At 70.0% G+C, this 17,498-nt stretch carries 15 protein-coding genes and 1 other RNA gene; 10 read left to right on the top strand and 6 right to left on the bottom strand.

Going from position 1 to position 17,498, the window contains the following annotated elements:
• Positions 1-7: 7 nt before the first annotated feature.
• Genes AWC24_RS05320 through AWC24_RS05310 form a run of 3 tightly spaced genes read left to right on the top strand, consistent with a single transcriptional unit; the run spans position 8 to position 2,992 of the window.
• Positions 8-1,141, top strand: coding sequence for a Nif3-like dinuclear metal center hexameric protein (locus AWC24_RS05320; RefSeq protein WP_085082762.1), 1,134 nt, complete (start codon positions 8-10; stop codon positions 1,139-1,141).
• Complete coding sequence (locus AWC24_RS05315) at positions 1,138-1,872, top strand: zinc ribbon domain-containing protein (RefSeq protein ID WP_085082760.1); 735 nt, start codon at positions 1,138-1,140, stop codon at positions 1,870-1,872. Before AWC24_RS05320 ends, AWC24_RS05315 begins: the two co-directional genes overlap by 4 nt.
• 10 nt (positions 1,873-1,882) lie before the next feature.
• Positions 1,883-2,992, top strand: coding sequence for a bifunctional RNase H/acid phosphatase (locus AWC24_RS05310; RefSeq protein WP_085082758.1), 1,110 nt, complete (start codon positions 1,883-1,885; stop codon positions 2,990-2,992).
• Positions 2,993-3,006: 14 nt separating this feature from the next.
• On the opposite strand, the gene relB is transcribed toward AWC24_RS05310, so the two are convergent.
• From relB to cysK, 3 genes are read right to left on the bottom strand one after another with little or no spacing between them, the layout of a single operon-like run.
• The gene (gene relB / locus AWC24_RS05305) at positions 3,007-3,582 is read right to left on the bottom strand and encodes a type II toxin-antitoxin system RelB family anti-toxin (protein ID WP_085082756.1); all 576 of its coding nucleotides are present in this window, start codon (positions 3,580-3,582) and stop codon (positions 3,007-3,009) included.
• 52 nt (positions 3,583-3,634) lie between these two features.
• The gene (gene epsC / locus AWC24_RS05300) at positions 3,635-4,219 is read right to left on the bottom strand and encodes a serine O-acetyltransferase EpsC (RefSeq protein WP_085082753.1); all 585 of its coding nucleotides are present in this window, start codon (positions 4,217-4,219) and stop codon (positions 3,635-3,637) included.
• A 7-nt stretch (positions 4,220-4,226) separates the two neighbouring features.
• The gene (cysK, locus tag AWC24_RS05295) at positions 4,227-5,162 is read right to left on the bottom strand and encodes a cysteine synthase A (RefSeq protein WP_085082751.1); all 936 of its coding nucleotides are present in this window, start codon (positions 5,160-5,162) and stop codon (positions 4,227-4,229) included.
• 217 nt (positions 5,163-5,379) lie between these two features.
• Between cysK and AWC24_RS05290 the strand changes: the two genes are divergently transcribed.
• Together AWC24_RS05290 and AWC24_RS05285 are read left to right on the top strand one after the other, a co-directional pair.
• Positions 5,380-6,294 (top strand): NAD(P)/FAD-dependent oxidoreductase, encoded by a 915-nt coding sequence (locus tag AWC24_RS05290; protein ID WP_085082749.1) that lies wholly within the window; start codon positions 5,380-5,382, stop codon positions 6,292-6,294.
• Positions 6,287-6,937 (top strand): SAM-dependent methyltransferase, encoded by a 651-nt coding sequence (locus AWC24_RS05285; protein ID WP_085082747.1) that lies wholly within the window; start codon positions 6,287-6,289, stop codon positions 6,935-6,937. Before AWC24_RS05290 ends, AWC24_RS05285 begins: the two co-directional genes overlap by 8 nt.
• Here AWC24_RS05285 and AWC24_RS05280 read toward each other — a convergent pair.
• Positions 6,922-7,647 (bottom strand): 2OG-Fe(II) oxygenase, encoded by a 726-nt coding sequence (locus tag AWC24_RS05280; RefSeq protein WP_085082745.1) that lies wholly within the window; start codon positions 7,645-7,647, stop codon positions 6,922-6,924. The genes AWC24_RS05285 and AWC24_RS05280 overlap by 16 nt on opposite strands.
• Before the next feature lie 58 nt (positions 7,648-7,705).
• Here AWC24_RS05280 and rnpB point away from each other — a divergent pair.
• Both rnpB and AWC24_RS05270 read left to right on the top strand, forming a co-directional pair.
• Positions 7,706-8,092: RNase P RNA component class A (rnpB, locus tag AWC24_RS05275), an RNA gene on the top strand.
• Positions 8,093-8,414: 322 nt separating this feature from the next.
• Positions 8,415-8,876 carry a hypothetical protein gene (locus AWC24_RS05270; protein ID WP_085082743.1) on the top strand — a complete coding sequence of 154 codons (462 nt, stop codon included), beginning with the start codon at positions 8,415-8,417 and terminating at the stop codon, positions 8,874-8,876.
• Between the two features lie 142 nt (positions 8,877-9,018).
• Here the strand turns inward: AWC24_RS05270 and AWC24_RS05265 are convergent, their stop codons facing one another.
• Together AWC24_RS05265 and panB are read right to left on the bottom strand one after the other, a co-directional pair.
• The gene (locus tag AWC24_RS05265; RefSeq protein WP_085082741.1) at positions 9,019-10,434 is read right to left on the bottom strand and encodes a CYTH and CHAD domain-containing protein; all 1,416 of its coding nucleotides are present in this window, start codon (positions 10,432-10,434) and stop codon (positions 9,019-9,021) included.
• 42 nt (positions 10,435-10,476) lie between these two features.
• Positions 10,477-11,328 carry a 3-methyl-2-oxobutanoate hydroxymethyltransferase gene (gene panB, locus AWC24_RS05260; protein ID WP_085082739.1) on the bottom strand — a complete coding sequence of 284 codons (852 nt, stop codon included), beginning with the start codon at positions 11,326-11,328 and terminating at the stop codon, positions 10,477-10,479.
• Positions 11,329-11,559: 231 nt separating this feature from the next.
• Here panB and AWC24_RS05255 point away from each other — a divergent pair, with 231 nt between their 5' ends.
• The 3 genes from AWC24_RS05255 to AWC24_RS05245 are packed head-to-tail and all read left to right on the top strand — an operon-like array spanning position 11,560 to position 17,498.
• Positions 11,560-13,101, top strand: coding sequence for an alpha/beta hydrolase (locus tag AWC24_RS05255; RefSeq protein ID WP_085082737.1), 1,542 nt, complete (start codon positions 11,560-11,562; stop codon positions 13,099-13,101).
• Positions 13,102-13,121: 20 nt separating this feature from the next.
• The gene (glnA, locus tag AWC24_RS05250) at positions 13,122-14,462 is read left to right on the top strand and encodes a type I glutamate--ammonia ligase (RefSeq protein ID WP_085082735.1); all 1,341 of its coding nucleotides are present in this window, start codon (positions 13,122-13,124) and stop codon (positions 14,460-14,462) included.
• A 12-nt stretch (positions 14,463-14,474) separates the two neighbouring features.
• Positions 14,475-17,498, top strand: coding sequence for a bifunctional [glutamine synthetase] adenylyltransferase/[glutamine synthetase]-adenylyl-L-tyrosine phosphorylase (locus tag AWC24_RS05245; protein WP_085082733.1), 3,024 nt, complete (start codon positions 14,475-14,477; stop codon positions 17,496-17,498).

Below are 17,498 nucleotides of genomic sequence, written 5' to 3'. Positions count from 1 at the left end.
TTGGGGTGTGACCGCGCGGCTGGCTGATGTCATCGACGTGCTCGACGCCGCCTACCCCCCGGAACTGGCTCACTCGTGGGACTCCGTCGGGCTGGTCTGCGGCGATCCGGACGACGTGGTGGGCTCGGTGACAATCGCGGTCGACGCGACCGCGGCGGTCGTCGACGAGGTGCCCGACGGCGGCCTGCTGCTGGCCCATCACCCGCTGCTGTTGCGCGGGGTGGACACCGTGGCGGCCAGTACCCCCAAGGGCTCGCTGGTGCACCGGCTGATCCGTTCCGGGCGCGCCCTGTTCACCGCGCACACCAATGCCGACTCGGCCGCACCGGGGGTCTCGGATGCGCTGGCCGACGCACTGGGGCTGACCGTGGAGGCCGTGCTGGAACCGGCCACCCGCGGCCCCGACACCGACAAGTGGGTGATCTACGCCCCGCTCGAGCACGCCGAGGCGGTGCGGGCCGCGGTGTTCGCGGCCGGGGCCGGGCAGATCGGCGACTACACGCAGTGCAGTTGGGGGGTGACGGGAACCGGGCAGTTCCTGCCCGGCGACGGCGCGGACCCGACGATCGGGCGGGTCGGTGCGGTGGAGCGCGTCGCCGAGGACCGCATCGAGGTGGTGGCCCCGGCACGCGCCCGCGGCCGGGTCCGGGCGGCGCTGCTGGCCGCGCATCCCTACGAGGAACCGGCCTTCGACGTGTTCGCGCTGCAGCCGCTGCCCGCCGGGGTCGGCATCGGCCGGATCGGCACCTTGCCGGCGCCGGAGCCGCTGAGCACGTTCGTCGCCCGCGTCGCCGCGGGGCTGCCGGCCACCTCGTGGGGGGTGCGCGCGGCCGGTGACCCGGATCTGCCGGTGTCGCGGGTCGCGGTCTGCGGCGGCGCCGGGGATGCCCTGCTCGACGCTGCGGCCGCGGCCGACGCGCAGGCCTACGTCACCGCGGATCTGCGCCACCATCCGGCCGACGAGCACGCCCGCCGGTCGGCGGTGGCGCTGGTCGACGTGGCGCACTGGGCCAGTGAATATCCGTGGTGCGCGCAGGCGGCCGACGTGCTCCGGTCACACTTCGGTGCTGCCCTGCCGGTGCATGTCAGCACGTTGCGCACCGACCCGTGGAATCTCGCGCTCGAAGGAGACCGGCAATGAAGGCTGAAGTGACACAACAACGTTCGCTTCTGGAGTTGTCGGAGATCGACGCCGAACTGTCCCGGATCGCGCACCGGGCCGGCCATCTTCCCGAACAGCAGGAGCGCGAGCGCATCCACGCCGATCACACCGCCGCCGCCGACCGGTTGGCCGCGCTGGAACTGGCGCTGGAGGACCTGGACGGCCAGGCCGCCCGGTTCGAATCCGAGATCGACGCGGTGCGCCAGCGCGCCGACCGCGACCGCGCGCTGCTGGACTCCGGGCAGGTCAGTGCCAAGCAGGTCGCCGACCTGCAACACGAGCTGGAGACGCTGCAGCGGCGGCAGGCCAGCCTGGAGGATTCACTGCTGGAGCTACTGGAACAGCGCGAGCAACTGCAGACTCAGGCGACCGCCGAATCCGGTGTCGTCGACGAGTTGGCCGGCGACCTGGCCCGGGTGGAGCAGACCCTGCAGACCGCGTCGGAAGAGCTCGAGACCACCCGGGCGCAGCGCGCGGCGACCCGCGCCGAGCTGGCCGGCACGATCGACGCTGACCTGCTCGCGCTCTACGAGCGGCAGCGGGCCGCCGGTGGCGTCGGCGCCGGACCGCTGCGGGGCGGCCAGTGTGGAGCCTGCCGGATCGAGATCGACCGCGGCGAGCTGGCCCGGATCTCGGCGGCCCAGCCCGAGGAGGTGCTGCGGTGCCCGGAGTGCAGCGCGATCCTGCTGCGGGTCAAGGACTTCGGGTAGCACCGCGCCGATGAAGGTTATCGTCGAGGCCGACGGCGGATCGCGCGGCAACCCGGGGTCCGCCGGCTACGGAGCGGTGGTGTGGTCTGCGGATCGCGCCGAGGTGCTCGCCGAGGTCAAGGAGTCGATCGGCGTGGCCACCAACAACGTGGCCGAATACCGCGGCCTGGTCGCGGGTCTGGCCGAGGCGGCACGGTTGGGGGCCGCCGAGGTCGCGGTGTTCATGGACTCCAAGTTGGTGGTCGAACAGATGGCCGGCCGATGGAAGGTCAAACATCCTGACCTGATCCCGCTCCACACCCGGGCCCGTGAGCTGGCGGTCAAGTTCGACCACGTCCGCTACAGCTGGATCCCGCGGGAGAAGAACTCGCACGCCGACCGGCTGGCGAATCAGGCGATGGACGCCGCCGCCAAGGGCATCACTCCGGCCGCCGGGCAGCCGACGGCCGACGTCGCCGGGAAACCCGTTCCGGAGAAGCCCACCGCACCCGGCTGGACGGGTGCGACGGGAACCCCCACCCGGCTGCTGCTGCTGCGGCACGGGCAGACCGAACTGTCGGTGCAACGGCGCTACTCCGGATGCGGTAATCCGGAACTGACCGACACCGGGCGACGCCAGGCCGATGCGGCGGCGCGCTTTCTGGCGCAGCGCGGCGGGATTTCGGCAGTGATCAGTTCGCCGCTGCAGCGCTGCCAGGACACCGCCGACGCCGCGGCGAAGCTGCTGCGCCTGGACGTGGCCGTCGATGAGGACCTGATCGAGACCGACTTCGGTGCCTGGGAGGGCCTGACGTTCGCCGAGGCGGCCGCGCGCGATCCGGAACTGCACCGGCGGTGGCTCACCGACACCGCTACCGAACCGCCGGCAGGGGAGAGTTTCGATGCGGTGCAGCAACGGGTAGTGCGCGCACGCGATCGGATCGTCGCCGAGCACGCCGGCACCACCGTGTTGGTGGTGTCGCACGTGACCCCGATCAAGACGATGCTGCGGCTGGCGCTGGACGCCGGTCCGGCCATCCTCTACCGGCTGCACCTGGACCTGGCGTCGCTGAGCATCGCCGAGTTCTTCGCCGATGGGCCCGCATCGGTGCGGCTGGTGAACCAGACCGCATACCTCTAGTCGCCGGCCTGCGCTCAGTCGTGCAGGTGCACCCGCTCGCCGTGCGCCCCGAAGATCATGATCGCCTCGGCCGGGCCGTCGACCGCGCTGAACCAGTGCGGCGTCCAGGTGGAGAATTCCACCGCCTCGCCCGGCCCGATCAGGAAGTCGTCGTCGCCGAGCACCAAACGCAGTCGGCCCGACAGCACGTACATCCACTCGTGCCCCTCGTGCACCGGCAACTCGGCCGGACGGCGCCGGCGCATGCCGACCCGGATCTTGAACGCGTGCAGGCCGCCGGCCGGCCCGTGCCGGGTCAGCGGCCAGTAGGTGATGCCGTGGCGAGACTGCGAGGCGCCGCGCACCCGCGGATCGGGGTGTTCGGGCGCGCGCAGCAACTCGTCGGTGCTGACCGAGAGGGCCTCGGCCAGCCGGGGCAGGTGATCCAGTGCCAGGCGCCGCTTCCCGGATTCCAGCCGGCTCAGCGTCGAGACGTCGACGCGGGCCCGGGTGGCGACGTCCTCGAGCGTCAGGCCCTGCTGGGTGCGGAGTTCGCGCAACCGTCGCCGCACCCGCAGGTCGACACTGCTCTCCTGCGCATTTGCCGACATGGCAAGTCAGCCTGCCAAATGGCCGGCCGGTCGCGCAATCGCCGCGGTGGACTCAGATGTACATCGCGGGGTCGATGTAGGCCGTCGGGTCGACGCCGGGCTCACGCTGGGTCTCGGCACGGGGGCGCACCACCGCGGGGATGCCGGTCGCGATCGAGTTCGCCGGTACGTCACGGGTGATCACGGCGTTGGCGCCGACCGCGGAGTCGTCCCCGACGCGGATCGGCCCGAGCACTTTCGCCCCGGCGCCGATGGTGACCCGGTCGCCCACCGTCGGATGGCGCTTGCCCCGCTTCATCGAACGGCCGCCCAGTGTCACGCCGTGGTAGAGCATCACGTCATCGCCGATCTCGGTGGTCTCGCCGATCACGACGCCCATCCCGTGGTCGATGAAGAACCGCCGGCCGATGGTCGCACCCGGATGGATCTCGACCCCGGTCAGCAACCGGGCCAGCTGGGCCAGCAGCCTTGCGACGCCACGCAGTCGGGGCCGGGCCCAAAGCCGGTGTGCCACACGGTGTGACCAGATGGCGTGCAGACCTGAGTAGGCCAATGCGTTCTCCACGTTCCCGCGTGCCGCCGGATCGTGGGCCCGGGCGTTCTGCAGGTCTTCGCGTAAGGCCGATATCAGGTGCATGAGGCGATTATTCCCTGATGTGCTCGAACAGCGGCGTCGAGATGTAGCGTTCACCGAAGTCGGGGATGACCGCGACGATGAGTTTGCCGCTGTTCTCCGGGCGCTTGGCCAGTTGAATTGCGGCCCAGACGTTCGCACCCGCGGAGATCCCGCCGAGAATCCCTTCCTCGGTGCCGAGCCGGCGGGCGACCTCGACGGCGTCGTCGAAGGTGGCATCGATGATCTCGTCGTACACCTCCGGATCGAGCACCTCGGGCACGAAATTGGCTCCCAGGCCCTGGATCTTGTGCGGTCCGGGGTCGCCGCCGGTGAGGATCGGCGATTCCTTCGGTTCGACGCCGACGATCCGCACCTCGGGTTTGCGTTGCTTGAGTCCGTGGCCCACCCCGGTCAGTGTTCCGCCGGTGCCTATTCCGGCGACGAAGATGTCGACGGCGCCGTCGGTGTCCGACCAGATCTCCTCGGCGGTTGTCGTCGCGTGGATCTCCGGGTTGGCCGGGTTGGCGAATTGATCGGCTGCGACGGCGTTGTCGTTGTCGGCGATGATCTGCTTCGCCTTTGCCACCGCCCCGGACATACCCTCGGCGCCGGGGGTCAACACGATCTCGGCGCCGAAAGCGCGAAGCATCACCCGGCGCTCGGTGGACATGGTGTCGGGCATGGTGAGGATCACCTTGTAGCCGCGCGCCGCCCCGACCATCGCCAGCGCGATGCCGGTGTTGCCGCTGGTGGCCTCGACGATGGTCCCGCCGGGACGCAGTTCACCGGAGCGCTCGGCGGCGTCCACGATTGCCACCCCGATGCGGTCTTTGACACTGTGTGCCGGGTTGTAGAACTCCAGCTTGGCCAGCACCTCCGCGCCGAGGCCATCGGTCAGCCGGTTGAGCCGGACGAGCGGCGTATGCCCGACCAGTTCGGTGACGTTGTCGTAGATCCTGCCCATAGGAGACCTTATCTCTCGCTGCTCGTCCGGTGCTGCGTCGTGGTCACACAAAAACAGACCCTGCAAACGATGCTAGGAGCCCGCTGCTTCGATGCGACGAATGGCCCGGCAGAACACCTCTTTTTTCACATCGACGAGGATGTGGACCCACCCCGCGTACTTGCCTAGATAGCAAATGGACTTGCCGAGTCTGGAGTGCCCCGGCACGCTCGGGTGTATGGCAGAGATCTGGGATTGCATTGTGGTGGGCGGCGGGGCCGCCGGTCTCAGCGCCGGTCTGGTGCTGGGCCGGGCCCGGCGCAAGACCTTGCTGATCGACGCGGGGGAGCAGAGCAACCTGCCCGCTACCGGCATCGGCGGCCTGTTGGGTCACGATGGCCGCCCGCCGGCCGAACTGTATGGGATCGGCCGCCGCGAACTCGCGTCCTACGGTGTGCAGATCCGCTCCGGTGAGGTGATCGACATCAGCCGGGTGGACGAGGACTTCGTGGTGCGCTCGGCGGACGGCGCCGACGAACGCGCCCGCCGGGTGCTGCTGGCCACCGGAATGGCCTACCTGCCACCGGAGCTGCCCGGCCTGGCGCCGCTGTGGGGCCGGTCGGTCTTCCACTGTCCGTTCTGCCACGGCTGGGAGGTGTCCGGTCAACCACTGGCGCTGTTGGCCCGCGGTGAGAAAGCCGTGCATCTGGCGTTGCTGTTGCGGTGCTGGAGCGACGACATCGTGCTGCTGGCCGACGGTTCGGCCGACCTCGACGACGCCGGCCGCGCCCGGCTGGCGGGCGCCGGCGTCCGGGTCGACGAGCGGCCGGTGGCGGCGCTGGATGCAGCTGACGGCGACTTGTCGGCGGTGGTGTTCGCCGACGGCAGCCGGCTGCCGCGCCGTGGACTGCTGGTTGCGACGGGCATGCGGCAGCGCGATCGGCTCGCCGAGCGGCTCGGCGTGGACATCACCGGGCCGGGCCCCGTCGCCGAAGACCCGGTCGGCGTGGATCCACTGTGTCGAACCTCCGTTTCCGGAGTGTTCGCCGCCGGCGATCTGACCGGGGAGATGCCGCAGGTCGCCGTGGCGATCGCGGCGGGAGCTCGGGCCGCAGCGGCAGTGGTGCAGAGTCTGGCGCTAGGCGATGTCTGAACCGCAGCGCGACGCGCAGGAGTTCTGGGACGAGTTCTACGACGGCGACGACCGGATATGGAGCGGCGGGGTCAACGGCCAGCTCGCACAGATCGCCGCTGACCTGGAGCCGGGCCGGGCACTGGACTTGGGCTGCGGCGAGGGTGCCGATGCGATCTGGTTGGCCGAAAAGGGGTGGCGGGTGCTCGCCGTCGACGTCTCAGCCAACGCACTGGAACGGGCTCGGGCCGCAGCGCGGCAACGAGACGTGTTGTCGCGCATCCGCTTCGAGCGTCACGACCTGTCCGACAGCTTCCCTGACGGCCGGTTCGACCTGGTGTCGGCGCAGTTCCTGCACTCCCCGGCGCGGCTGGACCGCGAGACGGTGCTGCGTCGCGCCGCCGACGCCGTGGCGGTGGGCGGGCGGCTGCTGATCGTCGACCATGGTGCGCCCCCGCCGGGTGCCGATGCCCACGACCACCACTTCGCCACGGTCGAGGAAGTGCTCGCAGGCCTGCGCCTGGATGACGCGCAGTGGCGTCTGCTGCGGGCAGAGCGCGTCGAGCGTGACGCCGTCGGACGCGACGGTACGAACATGCGTTGGACCGACAACGTGATCCTGCTGCGCCGCACGCCGAACGGCGTCGATCAAGCGGCATCGTGAAAGATCAGGCCCAGCGCATAACGCTCGCCGGAGCGGATGGCGGAGACGCCATGGCGCACCGGCGCCGTCGACCAGCCCCGGGTGGAGCGCACCGGCCGATCGCGGGTGGTGAACACATAGCCGTGGCCTTGCGGCAGTTGGATTGCGGTGCCCCGGGATTGGGCTCGCGGCCGCTGTTCAACCAGCAGGAACTCCCCGCCGGTGTAGTCGGCGGCCGGATCGCTGAGGTTGATCACCACCTGCAGCGGGAACACCAAGTCGCCGTAGAGGTCCCGGTGCAGTGCGTTCCAATCACCTTGACCGTAACGCAGCATCAGCGCGGTGGGCTTGGTCTGTCCGGCCCGGTGGCAGTGATCGAGCCAGTCGTCGAAGTCGTCCGGCCAGGGGGCCTCTCGCCGCTGTCGGGCCGCCCAGTCCCGGGCGATCGGCAGCAGCTGCGGATACAGCGCCCGCTTGAGCGCATCGACGGGTTCCGGCGTCGGCGCCGCGAAGTAGCGGTATTGGCCGGACCCGTACCGGTGGCGCTGCATGTCGACGGTGGCGCGGAAGCGCTTGTCGTCGGTGTAGACACCCCGTAACCGCGCGGCCTCCGACGCGGTCAACAGCCCGGGCAACAGCGCGCCGCCGCATTCGTCGAGCTCGGCGGCGATGGCGTCCCAGTCGCCGGCGTCGACTCGTTTGCGCCACGGTGTTGTCGCGTTTGCTCCCACGGCGCCATCATGCCGGTTGGCCTGCGCCGACGCTTGCCGGTACGGTGATCAGCGCGGACGAGTTGGCCGGGCGGCCGCGGCTCGCGCGAGCGGGTCGAGGAAAGTCCGGACTTCACAGAGCAGGGTGATTGCTAACAGCAATCCGAGGTGACTCGCGGGATTAGTGCCACAGAAAACAGACCGCCACCGCGAGGTGGTAAGGGTGAAACGGTGCGGTAAGAGCGCACCAGCGTGCCGGGTGACCGGTACGGCTTGGTAAACCCCACCCGAAGCAAGGCCAAGAAGACCGCACGTCGTGCGGTCGCGCAGGTGTTCGAGGGCTGCTCGCCCGAATCTGCGGGTAGGCCGCTCGAGGTACCCGGTGACGGTGTGCCCAGATGGATGGTCGCCGCCGCACCGCGCCCGCGGTGCGGAACAGAATCCGGCTTACAGGTCAACTCGTCCGCCCTGTAACCCGCTGCTTTCCAACAGGCAGCCGTGGTTTCCCTACCAACCGCTATGCGCCGGGGCGCCGAGTGGGCCTGGCAGTCCTGTCTCGTGTTCGCGCCGGAATGGGCAGCACAGCTCGGCCTCACGGACCGCCAGGTGGAGCAGACGGGGCAGGCGGCGCCCTGGCCGGATATCTGACCGGGCCGCAGCCCGAGCGCGGATCGACGACGTCGAATATGACGCCGACAGTGAATGAGGGGCCGGCCCGGTCGGTCGGCGGCGGCCAGGCGACCGCGCCTGCGGCCGACCGTGGCCCGATGGGGGCTACTTTGTCGTCCATGGCGAACGAAGAACAACTCCGGCATATAGCCAGGGACGTATTCCCGGACTGGTCGCGCCCGCCCAGGATCGTGGTTGAGCAGATCGGCGAGCTGGTCAGGCGATGGCCGGTTGAAGGCTTCGCCCGCGAGAAGCTGCCAGATCAGCAGGGCCGTCTCGTGTGGATCGACGGGCACGCGATCGGGCAGCTGGACTACATCGCGGACGCTGCGGAGGAGCAGAATCTGGCTGCGGTGATCCGGCCGCTGAGCCAGGTCGCCGGGGTCGCCGTCAACGCCTATGGTTCGGCGGATGCTTTCGGGGAGCGGACGTACCGGCGTGCAGTGGTGGTGCGCTTCGCATCGGGGCCTCCGATCGAGGTCGACACGACCCAACACACCAACGACAGCCTTCGTGGTCACGCCGACCGGTTCATCGATCGGGTCCTGGACGCACTGGCGGGCACACCCGTCGGGGGATAGGCGCCCAGCAAGCGCGGCTGGCCGATTCGGTGTTTCACCGCGGCGGTGTTGATGTGCGACAACCGGTACGCAGTGGGTACGCGGCAGATTCAATAGCGACAAACGTGACCAAGCCCGGTTCATGGGGCGGTCCCAGCTTCGCCTACATCGCCCGGTTCAGTTTGCGCAGGGCGCGAGGTAACACCGCCCGGCTCCGCGCGGCGAGGTCGGCCTCGTGGGCGTACAGCAGCCCGTAGGTGAAGGTGTCCTCATCGGCGGCGGCTGCGGCATCGGCCTGCTGGATCAGGTGTGCCCGGCTGACCACGCTGTCCTGGTGGTCGCCGAGCAGGGTTTGAATCGCCTTCGCGCGCCGGGCGATCTTCGTCTTGTTCGCTGCTGCCGCGGCGTAGCGCAACCGCTTGGCGGCCTTGCGGATCCGGTGCAGGGCCGCGTCGCGGTCGGCGGCCGTCTTGGCGGCCTTCACCGATTTGCGCAGCCACCGGTAGGCGATGTCCACCGGGGCGGACCGCGCGGCGCTAGGGGCGCTGATCAGATCATCGAGGCCGTCGAGCAGCCGGAAGTAGCGTGGGGAGCGCATCGCGGCCAGGCTGCGCCGTCGCCCAATCTGGTAGCGGCGCAACGAACCGCCGACCAACCGTTCGCGCACCGGCCCGCGGACCAGTTCTGGTGCCAGTTCGTCGAGGGCCTGCTGGTAGCGCTGGGCCAGGACCTCGGCGTCGCGCGCGACACCGAGCACCGCACCCAGTTCCTTCAATTCGTCGAGCAACGGGGCGTCGGCCTTGTAATCTCCCTGCAGCAGGCTGCGGATCCGTCGGATCGTCACCCGCATCTGATGGACGGCGTCGTCGGCATCGGCGCGCACCCCGCGATCGGCGACCAGCAGGTGCTCGATCTGCCTGGCCAGCGCCCGATGCAGGCGATCGGTCGGGAGCGCGGCCACCGCCGGCGTGCCGAGCACCCTGGCCAGTTTGGAGGCGTGGCCGGCCGGCCCGGCGCCGGTGTCGAGCAGCCGGTTGCTCAACCGGTCCAGCAGCGCGAGGTCGCCGCAGCCCAGTTCCAGTTCCCATTCCCGCCAGTGCTGTTCGGATTGTCGGTGCTCGGGGCCGTCGGCCGATGCGGTGACGTGGTCGTCGCAGAACTCGGCCAGCACCTCACGGTGATCGTCGCGCAGCACCACCACGCTGCGGGCGGTCCGGATTTCTGCCACGGGTGCCAGCGGCCGATCCCGCACGATCGCCCTCACCACGTCGAGCAGGTCGTCGGGAACCTCCGGGCCCAGGGGTGCGCGCACCTCGGTGCGGGTGTCCGGCCCGGCAGGAAGTTTCAGGTGCCAGCCGGCATCGGGGCCGCCGGTGCGTCGGCGCAGGGTGACCCGCCGGGCCGACAGGTCGTGGCCGGGCGTGTCGAAGTACACCGCGGTGAGAATCTGGGCCGGCAACTGTTCGACGCCGGCGACCCCGGCGATGGCGTCGAAGGACGGCGAGATCGCCGATGCGTCAACGTCGAACTTGCGTTCCACCTCGCGATACGCACAGGTGTTCGGGTCGGCTGCGGACACGAAGTCCAGCCTGTCACACCCGGACCACCCGGATACTGCTTTCTAGAAGCAGTGTTCCTCGGCCGGGAAGCTTCCCGCTGCCACCTCGCCGGCGTACTGCGTTGCCGCACGGCGCAATTCAGCACCCACGTCGCCGAAGCGCTTGACGAACCGGGCGGTCTTGCCGGTGGTCATGCCGGCCATGTCCTGCCACACCAGCACCTGGGCGTCGCAGTTGGGCCCGGCGCCGATCCCGACGGTCGGGATGGTCAGCTTGCCGGTGATCTGGGTGGCCAACTCCGCGGGCACCATCTCCATCACCACCGCGAACGCACCCGCCTCGGCGACGGCGATCGCATCGTGGATGGTCTGCTCGGCGGCATCACCGCGACCCTGCACCCGGAAACCGCCGAGGGTGTTGACGCTCTGCGGGGTGAAGCCGATGTGCGCCATCACCGGGATGCCGGCCGCGGACAGCGTCGCGATCTGCTCGGACACCCGCTCGCCACCTTCCAGCTTGACCGCGTGGGCGCCGCCCTCCTTCATGAAGCGGGTGGCGGTGGCCAGTGCGGCCGCCGGTCCGCCCTCATAGGAGCCGAACGGCAGGTCGGCGACCACCAGCGCATGCGGGGCGCCGCGCACCACCGCGCGGACCAGCGGGATCAGCTCATCGATCGAGATCGGCACGGTGCTGTCGTAGCCGTAGACCACGTTGGCCGCCGAGTCGCCCACCAGCAGCACCGGGATGCCGGCGTCGTCGAAGATCCGGGCCGTGGAGTAGTCATAGGCCGTGAGCATCGCCCACTTGCGGCCTTCGCCCTTCAGCTGTTGCAGATGATGAACGCGGGTCTGCGGAGCAATGCGGGCCGGTTCGGATTCGTGATCGCGCGGAGCGCCGTAAACGTGCTCAGACATCGTTGTCCCTTGAATCGGTCGGGTCGATCCTCGAAGCCCTCAGCCAGGGTCCCCGGGTCGTCTGACATCAGCCAGTGTGCCACCTGCGGCGGTGCTGCTGAAGCACCAGGTGGAGTGGATTTCCTCACACCCGAGCCGGTCGGCCCGATCAGCGGGCGGACGCCGCGACGCCACGCGCTGAGCGACCGGGTGCGGGGAGGTGGCCGCGCGTGCATGGCAGCATGTGGTGTCATGACCCCGCCGACCCGCCGCGACAGGATCGCGCGCACGACTCTGACCTGCCTCGCGATCGCGATGGCGGCGCTCACGGTCGGCAGCTGCACCAAGATGACGCCGGGACATGCGGTATTGGCCGCGCCGCGGGTCGGCCAGCCGGTGCAGTGGGACAAGTGCCGTTTCACCGCCGACACCAACATCAAAGTGCCCGACGACGCCCAGTGCGGATTCATCGCGGTGCCGGTCGACTACTCCAACCCCGAGGGCGCCGTGGCCCGGCTGGCGATGATCCGGTTCCCGGCCACCAAGGACAAGATCGGCTCCCTGGTGATCAATCCCGGCGGGCCGGGCGAATCCGGCATCGAGACCGCGGTGGGCCTGGTCAGCACGCTGCCGCGTAAGGTCCGCGAGCACTTCGACCTGGTCGGATTCGACCCGCGCGGGGTGGCGTCGAGCCGCCCGGCGGTCTGGTGCAACTCCGACAAGGAGAACGACCGGCTGCGGGCGCTGAACCAGGTCGACTACAGCCCCGAGGGCGTGGAGCGCATCGAGAACGAGACCAAGGAATACGTCGAGCGCTGCCTGGAGAAGACCGGCAAGGAGTTCCTGGCCAACGTCGGCACCGTGAACGTGGCCCGCGACCTCGACGCCATTCGGGCCGGGCTGGGCGATGACAAGCTGACCTATCTGGGATATTCCTACGGCACCCGGATCGGCTCGGCCTACGCCGAGGCCTTCCCGCAGAACGTGCGCGCGATGATCCTCGACGGCGCGGTCGACCCCAACGCCGACCCGATCGAGGAGGACCTGCGCCAGGCGCAGGCGTTCCAGGGCGCCTTCGACGACTTCGCGGAGGACTGCGCCAAGGAGCCGGAGTGCCCGCTGGGCACCGATCCGGACAAGGCCGTCGACGTCTACCACAGCCTGGTCGACCCACTGGTGGACAAGCCCGCCAAGACCAAGGACCCGCGCGGGCTCGCCTACAGCGACGCCATCGTCGGCACCATCATGGCGCTGTACTCGCCGACGTTCTGGACGCACCTCAACGACGGGCTGTCGGACCTGGCGGGCGGACGCGGCGACATCATGCTGAGTCTGGCCGACCTCTACATGCGCCGCGACGCCAAGGGCCAGTACACCAACGCGACCGACGCCCGGGTGGCGGTCAACTGCGTCGACCAGCCGCCGATCACCGACCGCGCCAAGGTGATCGACGAGGACCGGCGGTCGCGTGAGCTGGCGCCGTTCATGAGTTACGGCAAGTTCACCGGTGACGCGCCGCTGAGCACCTGCGCGTTCTGGCCGGTGCCGCCGACCAGCGAGCCGCACACCATCTCGGTGCCGGATCTGCCGCCGACGATGGTGGTGTCGACCACCCGCGACCCGGCCACCCCGTATCAGGCCGGTGTGGACCTGGCCAAACAGTTGCGCGGCGGGCTGCTGACGTTCAACGGAACCCAGCACACGGTGGTGTTCCAGGGCAACGAATGCGTCGACGGGTTCGCCACGCGTTACCTGATCGACGGCACGTTGCCGCCGACCGATGCGAAGTGCTGAGCGCTGCTACGCTTCGCGGTATGGACCGTCAGAAGGAGTTTGTGCTCCGCACGCTGGAGGAACGCGACATCCGCTTCGTCCGGCTCTGGTTCACCGACGTCCTCGGATACCTGAAGTCGGTCGCGATCGCACCGGCTGAGCTCGAGGGTGCCTTCGAGGAGGGCGTGGGCTTCGACGGGTCGGCGATCGAGGGCTTCGCCAGGGTCTTCGAATCGGACATGGTCGCCCACCCCGACCCGTCCACGTTCCAGTTGCTGCCATGGACCTCCGACGCCGGCCGGCAGTACTCGGCGCGGATGTTCTGCGACATCACCATGCCGGACGGATCGCCGGCGTGGGCGTCGTCGCGGCACGTGCTGCGCCGGCAACTGGCCAAGGCCGGGGAACTGGGCTTCGCCTGCTACGTGCACCCCGAGATCGAATTCTTCCTGCTCGAACCCGGTCCCTATGACGGCAGCACGCCGGTGCCCGCCGACGACGCCGGCTACTTCGACCAGGCGATCCACGGCTCGGCCGCCAACTTCCGCCGGCACGCGATCGAGGCGCTGGAGACGATGGGGATCTCGGTGGAGTACAGCCACCACGAGAACGCTCCGGGCCAGCAGGAGATCGACCTGCGTTACGCCGACGCGCTGTCGATGGCCGACAACGTGATGACGTTCCGCTACCTGATCAAAGAGATCGCGCTCAAAGAGGGGGTGCGGGCGTCGTTCATGCCCAAGCCGTTCCGCGAATACGCCGGTTCGGCCATGCACACCCACATGAGCCTGTTCGAGGGGGAGGTCAACGCCTTCCACAGCCCCGACGACCCACTGCAACTCTCGGATGTCGCCAAGTCGTTCATCGCCGGAATCCTGGAGCACGCCAACGAGATCAGTGCCGTCACCAACCAGTGGGTGAACTCCTACAAGCGGCTGATCCACGGTGGGGAGGCGCCCACCGCGGCCTCCTGGGGTGCCTCCAACCGGTCGGCGCTGGTGCGGGTGCCGATGTACAGCCCCCACAAGACGTCGTCGCGGCGCGTCGAGGTGCGCAGCCCGGACTCGGCATGCAATCCGTACCTGACCTTCGCGGTGCTGCTGGCCGCGGGCCTGCGCGGGGTGGAGAAGGGCTACGAGCTCGGCCCGGAGGCCGAGGACAACGTGTGGGCGCTGACCCCCGAGGAGCGCCGGGCGATGGGCTACCGGGAACTGCCCGGCACCCTGGAGCGTGCGCTGTCCGAGATGGAGAACTCCGAGCTGGTCGCAGAGGCGTTGGGGGAGCAGGTTTTCGACTTCTTCCTGCGCAACAAGCGCCAGGAGTGGGCGAACTATCGCAGCCACGTGACCCCCTACGAGCTGCAGAACTACCTGGCGCTCTAGTCCGGACGCCTCGTGGCCTACCCGGGAGCGCAGCGCCGCAAGCTGCCCAGCGTCGGGCGGCTCGGTTTGGTCGACCGGTACGCCGCCGCGGACCTGACGGCACTGGGCTGGTACAGCACCTACACCCAACCGCACGTCGACGTGCTCTGGGCGCTGTCGCGAGCACCCGACGCCGACGTCGCCCTGCGCACGCTGGTCCGGCTGTCGGAGGCGCCGGGAATCGACTGGGCCGAGCTGAGCGCGGCGTTGCTGGTCGATCGCGGGCTGCGCGGGCGACTGTTCGGGGTGCTGGGGTCCTCGCTGGCACTGGGGGATCACCTGCTGACCCACCCGCAGTCGTGGAAGCTGTTGGCGAGCCCGGAGGGTGCCGACGGTGCGTCCGACGGTGTGATCACCCTGCCGTCGGCGGATGCGTTGCGCGCCATGTTCGCCGAGGCCATCGCCGAGACGACCGACGGCGCCTACGTCGAGCGCCTGCGGGTGCTCTACCGCGACCGGCTGCTGGTGTTGGCGGCGCTGGATCTCGCGCCCACCGTGGAGCCGCTGCCGACGCTGCCCTTCGTGGCCGTCGGGGCGCATCTGGCCGACCTGGCCGACGCCGCGCTGGCCGCGGCGCTGCAGGTGGCAGAGAAGCACGTGTGCGGCGCAGACGACACCGCCGCGCCGCGGCTGGCCGTGATCGCGATGGGCAAATCCGGGGCGCGGGAACTGAATTACGTCAGCGACGTCGACGTCATCTTCGTCGCCGAGGAAGCCGACGCGGTGAGCAGCAGGGTCGCCGGGGAACTGATGACGGTGGCGGGTGAGGCGTTCTTCGAAGTGGATGCCGGGCTGCGACCGGAGGGCCGGCAGGGTGCGCTGGTGCGAACCCTGGAGTCGCACATCGCCTACTACCAGCGGTGGGCCAAGACCTGGGAGTTTCAGGCGTTGCTCAAGGCCCGCCCCGCCGCCGGCGACGCCGAGCTGGGCCGCGCCTACGTCGACGCGCTGCTGCCGATGGTGTGGACCGCTTGCGAGCGTGACGATTTCGTCGCCGACGTCCAAGCGATGCGCCGGCGGGTGGCACAGCTGGTGCCCGCCGAGATCCGGGACCGGGAGATCAAGCTGGGCACCGGAGGGCTGCGCGACGTGGAGTTCGCGGTGCAACTGCTGCAGCTGGTCCACGGCCGCGGCGACGAGTCGCTACATGTGGCGTCCACCGTCGACGCCCTGGCGGCGCTGGGCGCCGGGGGCTACATCGGCCGCGAGGACGCGGCCACCCTGACCGCGTCGTATGAGTTCCTGCGGCTTCTCGAACACCGGCTGCAGTTGCAGCGGCTCAAGCGCACCCACATGTTGCCGCCGCCCGACGACGACGAGGCGTTGCGCTGGCTGGCCCGCTCGGCCCACGTCCGGCCGAACGCCCGCCACGACGCGCTGGGAGTGCTGCGCGAGGAGCTCAAAGCGCAGAACGTGCGGGTATCGCGGCTGCACGCCAAGCTGTTCTACCAGCCGCTGCTGGAAGCGGTCGGTCCCGCGGGTCTCGAGCTGGCCGGCGGTCTGACGCCCGGCGCCGCCGAACGGCAACTGGCCGCGCTCGGCTATGACGCGCCGCAGAACGCCCTGACGCATCTGGCGGCGCTGACCAACCAGAGCGGCCGCCGCGGCCGGGTGCAGACGGTGCTGCTGCCCAAGCTGCTGTACTGGCTGTCGGACACCCCCAACCCCGACGCCGGGCTGCTGGCCTACCGGCGGCTCAGCGAGGCGTTGGCCGCCCATCGCTGGTATCTGAGCACCCTGCGCGACAGCAGCGCCGTCGCCAAGCGGCTGATGCGGGTGCTGGGCACCTCGGCCTACATCCCGGAACTGTTGATACGAGCGCCGGATGTGCTGCAGGCCTACGGCGACGGGCCGTCCGGGCCGAAACTGCTGGACCCCGAACCGGACGCGGTGGCGCGGGCACTGATCGCCTCGGCGGCCCGCCACGCAGACCCGGTGCGCGGGATCGCCGCCGCTCGCAGCCTGCGCCGTCACGAGCTGGCCCGGGTCGCCTCGGCCGACCTGCTCGGCATGCTCGATGTCCGTGACGTCTGCGCGGCGTTGACGTCGGTGTGGGTGGCGGTGTTGCAGGCCAGCCTGGACGCGATCATCCGGGTCAACCTGCCTGACGACCCGGCGGAGTCGGCACCGGCACGGATCGCCGTCATCGCCATGGGGCGGCTCGGCGGCCGCGAGCTCGGCTACGGCTCGGATGCCGACGTGATGTTCGTCTGCGAGGCCAACGAACAGGTGGCGGGGGTCAGCGACACCGACGCGGTGCGCTGGGCCACCTCGATCGCCGAGCAGGTCCGGGCTCTGCTGGGCACCGCCAGCGCCGACCCGCCGCTGCAGGTGGACATCAACCTGCGGCCGGAGGGCCGCACCGGCCCGCCGGTGCGCACCCTGGCCTCGTATGCGGCCTACTACGACCAGTGGGCGCAGCCGTGGGAGATCCAGGCGTTGCTGCGGGCGCACCGGGTGGCCGGGGATGTGGAATTGGGACGCCGGTTCCTGCTGATGGTCGACCGCACCCGGTACCCGGCCGGCGGGGTGTCTGCCGACGCCGTGCGGGAGATCCGCCGGGTCAAGGCCCGCGTCGACGCCGAGCGGCTGCCGCGGGGCGCCGATCCCAACACGCACACCAAGCTGGGCCGGGGCGGGCTGGCCGACGTCGAGTGGACCGTGCAGTTGCTGCAGCTGCGCCACGCGCACGATGTCCCGGCGCTGCACAACACCTCGACGCTGGAGACGCTGGACGCTATCGCCGATGCCGGACTGGTCGACGAAGACGACGTCGACCGGCTCCGGCAGGCCTGGCTGACCGCGACCCGGGCTCGCAACGCGCTGGTGCTGGTGCGGGGCAAACCGACCGACCAGCTGCCCGGGCCGGGGCGTGCGCTGAACGCGGTGGCGGTGGCCGCCGGCTGGCCCGACGGTGACGGTGGCGAGTTCCTGGACAACTATCTGCGGGTGACGCGTCGCGCGAAAGCCGTGGTGCGCAAGGTATTCGGAGACTAG

Origin of the sequence: Mycolicibacter senuensis (assembly GCF_002101885.1) — a bacterium.
Lineage (GTDB): Bacteria > Actinomycetota > Actinomycetes > Mycobacteriales > Mycobacteriaceae > Mycobacterium > Mycobacterium senuense.
Note: the sequence above shows the minus strand (reverse complement) of the source record. Positions and strands in the feature narration are given on the sequence as shown.

Excerpts from the sequence above, each read along its gene's own strand:
- AWC24_RS05310 (WP_085082758.1), top strand. The coding sequence starts at position 1,883 with ATGAAGGTTATCGTCGAGGCCGACGGCGGATCGCGCGGCAACCCGGGG.
- panB (WP_085082739.1), bottom strand. The coding sequence starts at position 11,328 with ATGTCTGAGCACGTTTACGGCGCTCCGCGCGATCACGAATCCGAACCG.
- epsC (WP_085082753.1), bottom strand. The coding sequence starts at position 4,219 with ATGCACCTGATATCGGCCTTACGCGAAGACCTGCAGAACGCCCGGGCC.
- glnA (WP_085082735.1), top strand. The coding sequence starts at position 13,122 with ATGGACCGTCAGAAGGAGTTTGTGCTCCGCACGCTGGAGGAACGCGAC.
- relB (WP_085082756.1), bottom strand. The coding sequence starts at position 3,582 with ATGTCGGCAAATGCGCAGGAGAGCAGTGTCGACCTGCGGGTGCGGCGA.
- AWC24_RS05315 (WP_085082760.1), top strand. The coding sequence starts at position 1,138 with ATGAAGGCTGAAGTGACACAACAACGTTCGCTTCTGGAGTTGTCGGAG.
- AWC24_RS05255 (WP_085082737.1), top strand. The coding sequence starts at position 11,560 with ATGACCCCGCCGACCCGCCGCGACAGGATCGCGCGCACGACTCTGACC.
- AWC24_RS05290 (WP_085082749.1), top strand. The coding sequence starts at position 5,380 with ATGGCAGAGATCTGGGATTGCATTGTGGTGGGCGGCGGGGCCGCCGGT.
- cysK (WP_085082751.1), bottom strand. The coding sequence starts at position 5,162 with ATGGGCAGGATCTACGACAACGTCACCGAACTGGTCGGGCATACGCCG.
- AWC24_RS05270 (WP_085082743.1), top strand. The coding sequence starts at position 8,415 with ATGGCGAACGAAGAACAACTCCGGCATATAGCCAGGGACGTATTCCCG.
- AWC24_RS05285 (WP_085082747.1), top strand. The coding sequence starts at position 6,287 with ATGTCTGAACCGCAGCGCGACGCGCAGGAGTTCTGGGACGAGTTCTAC.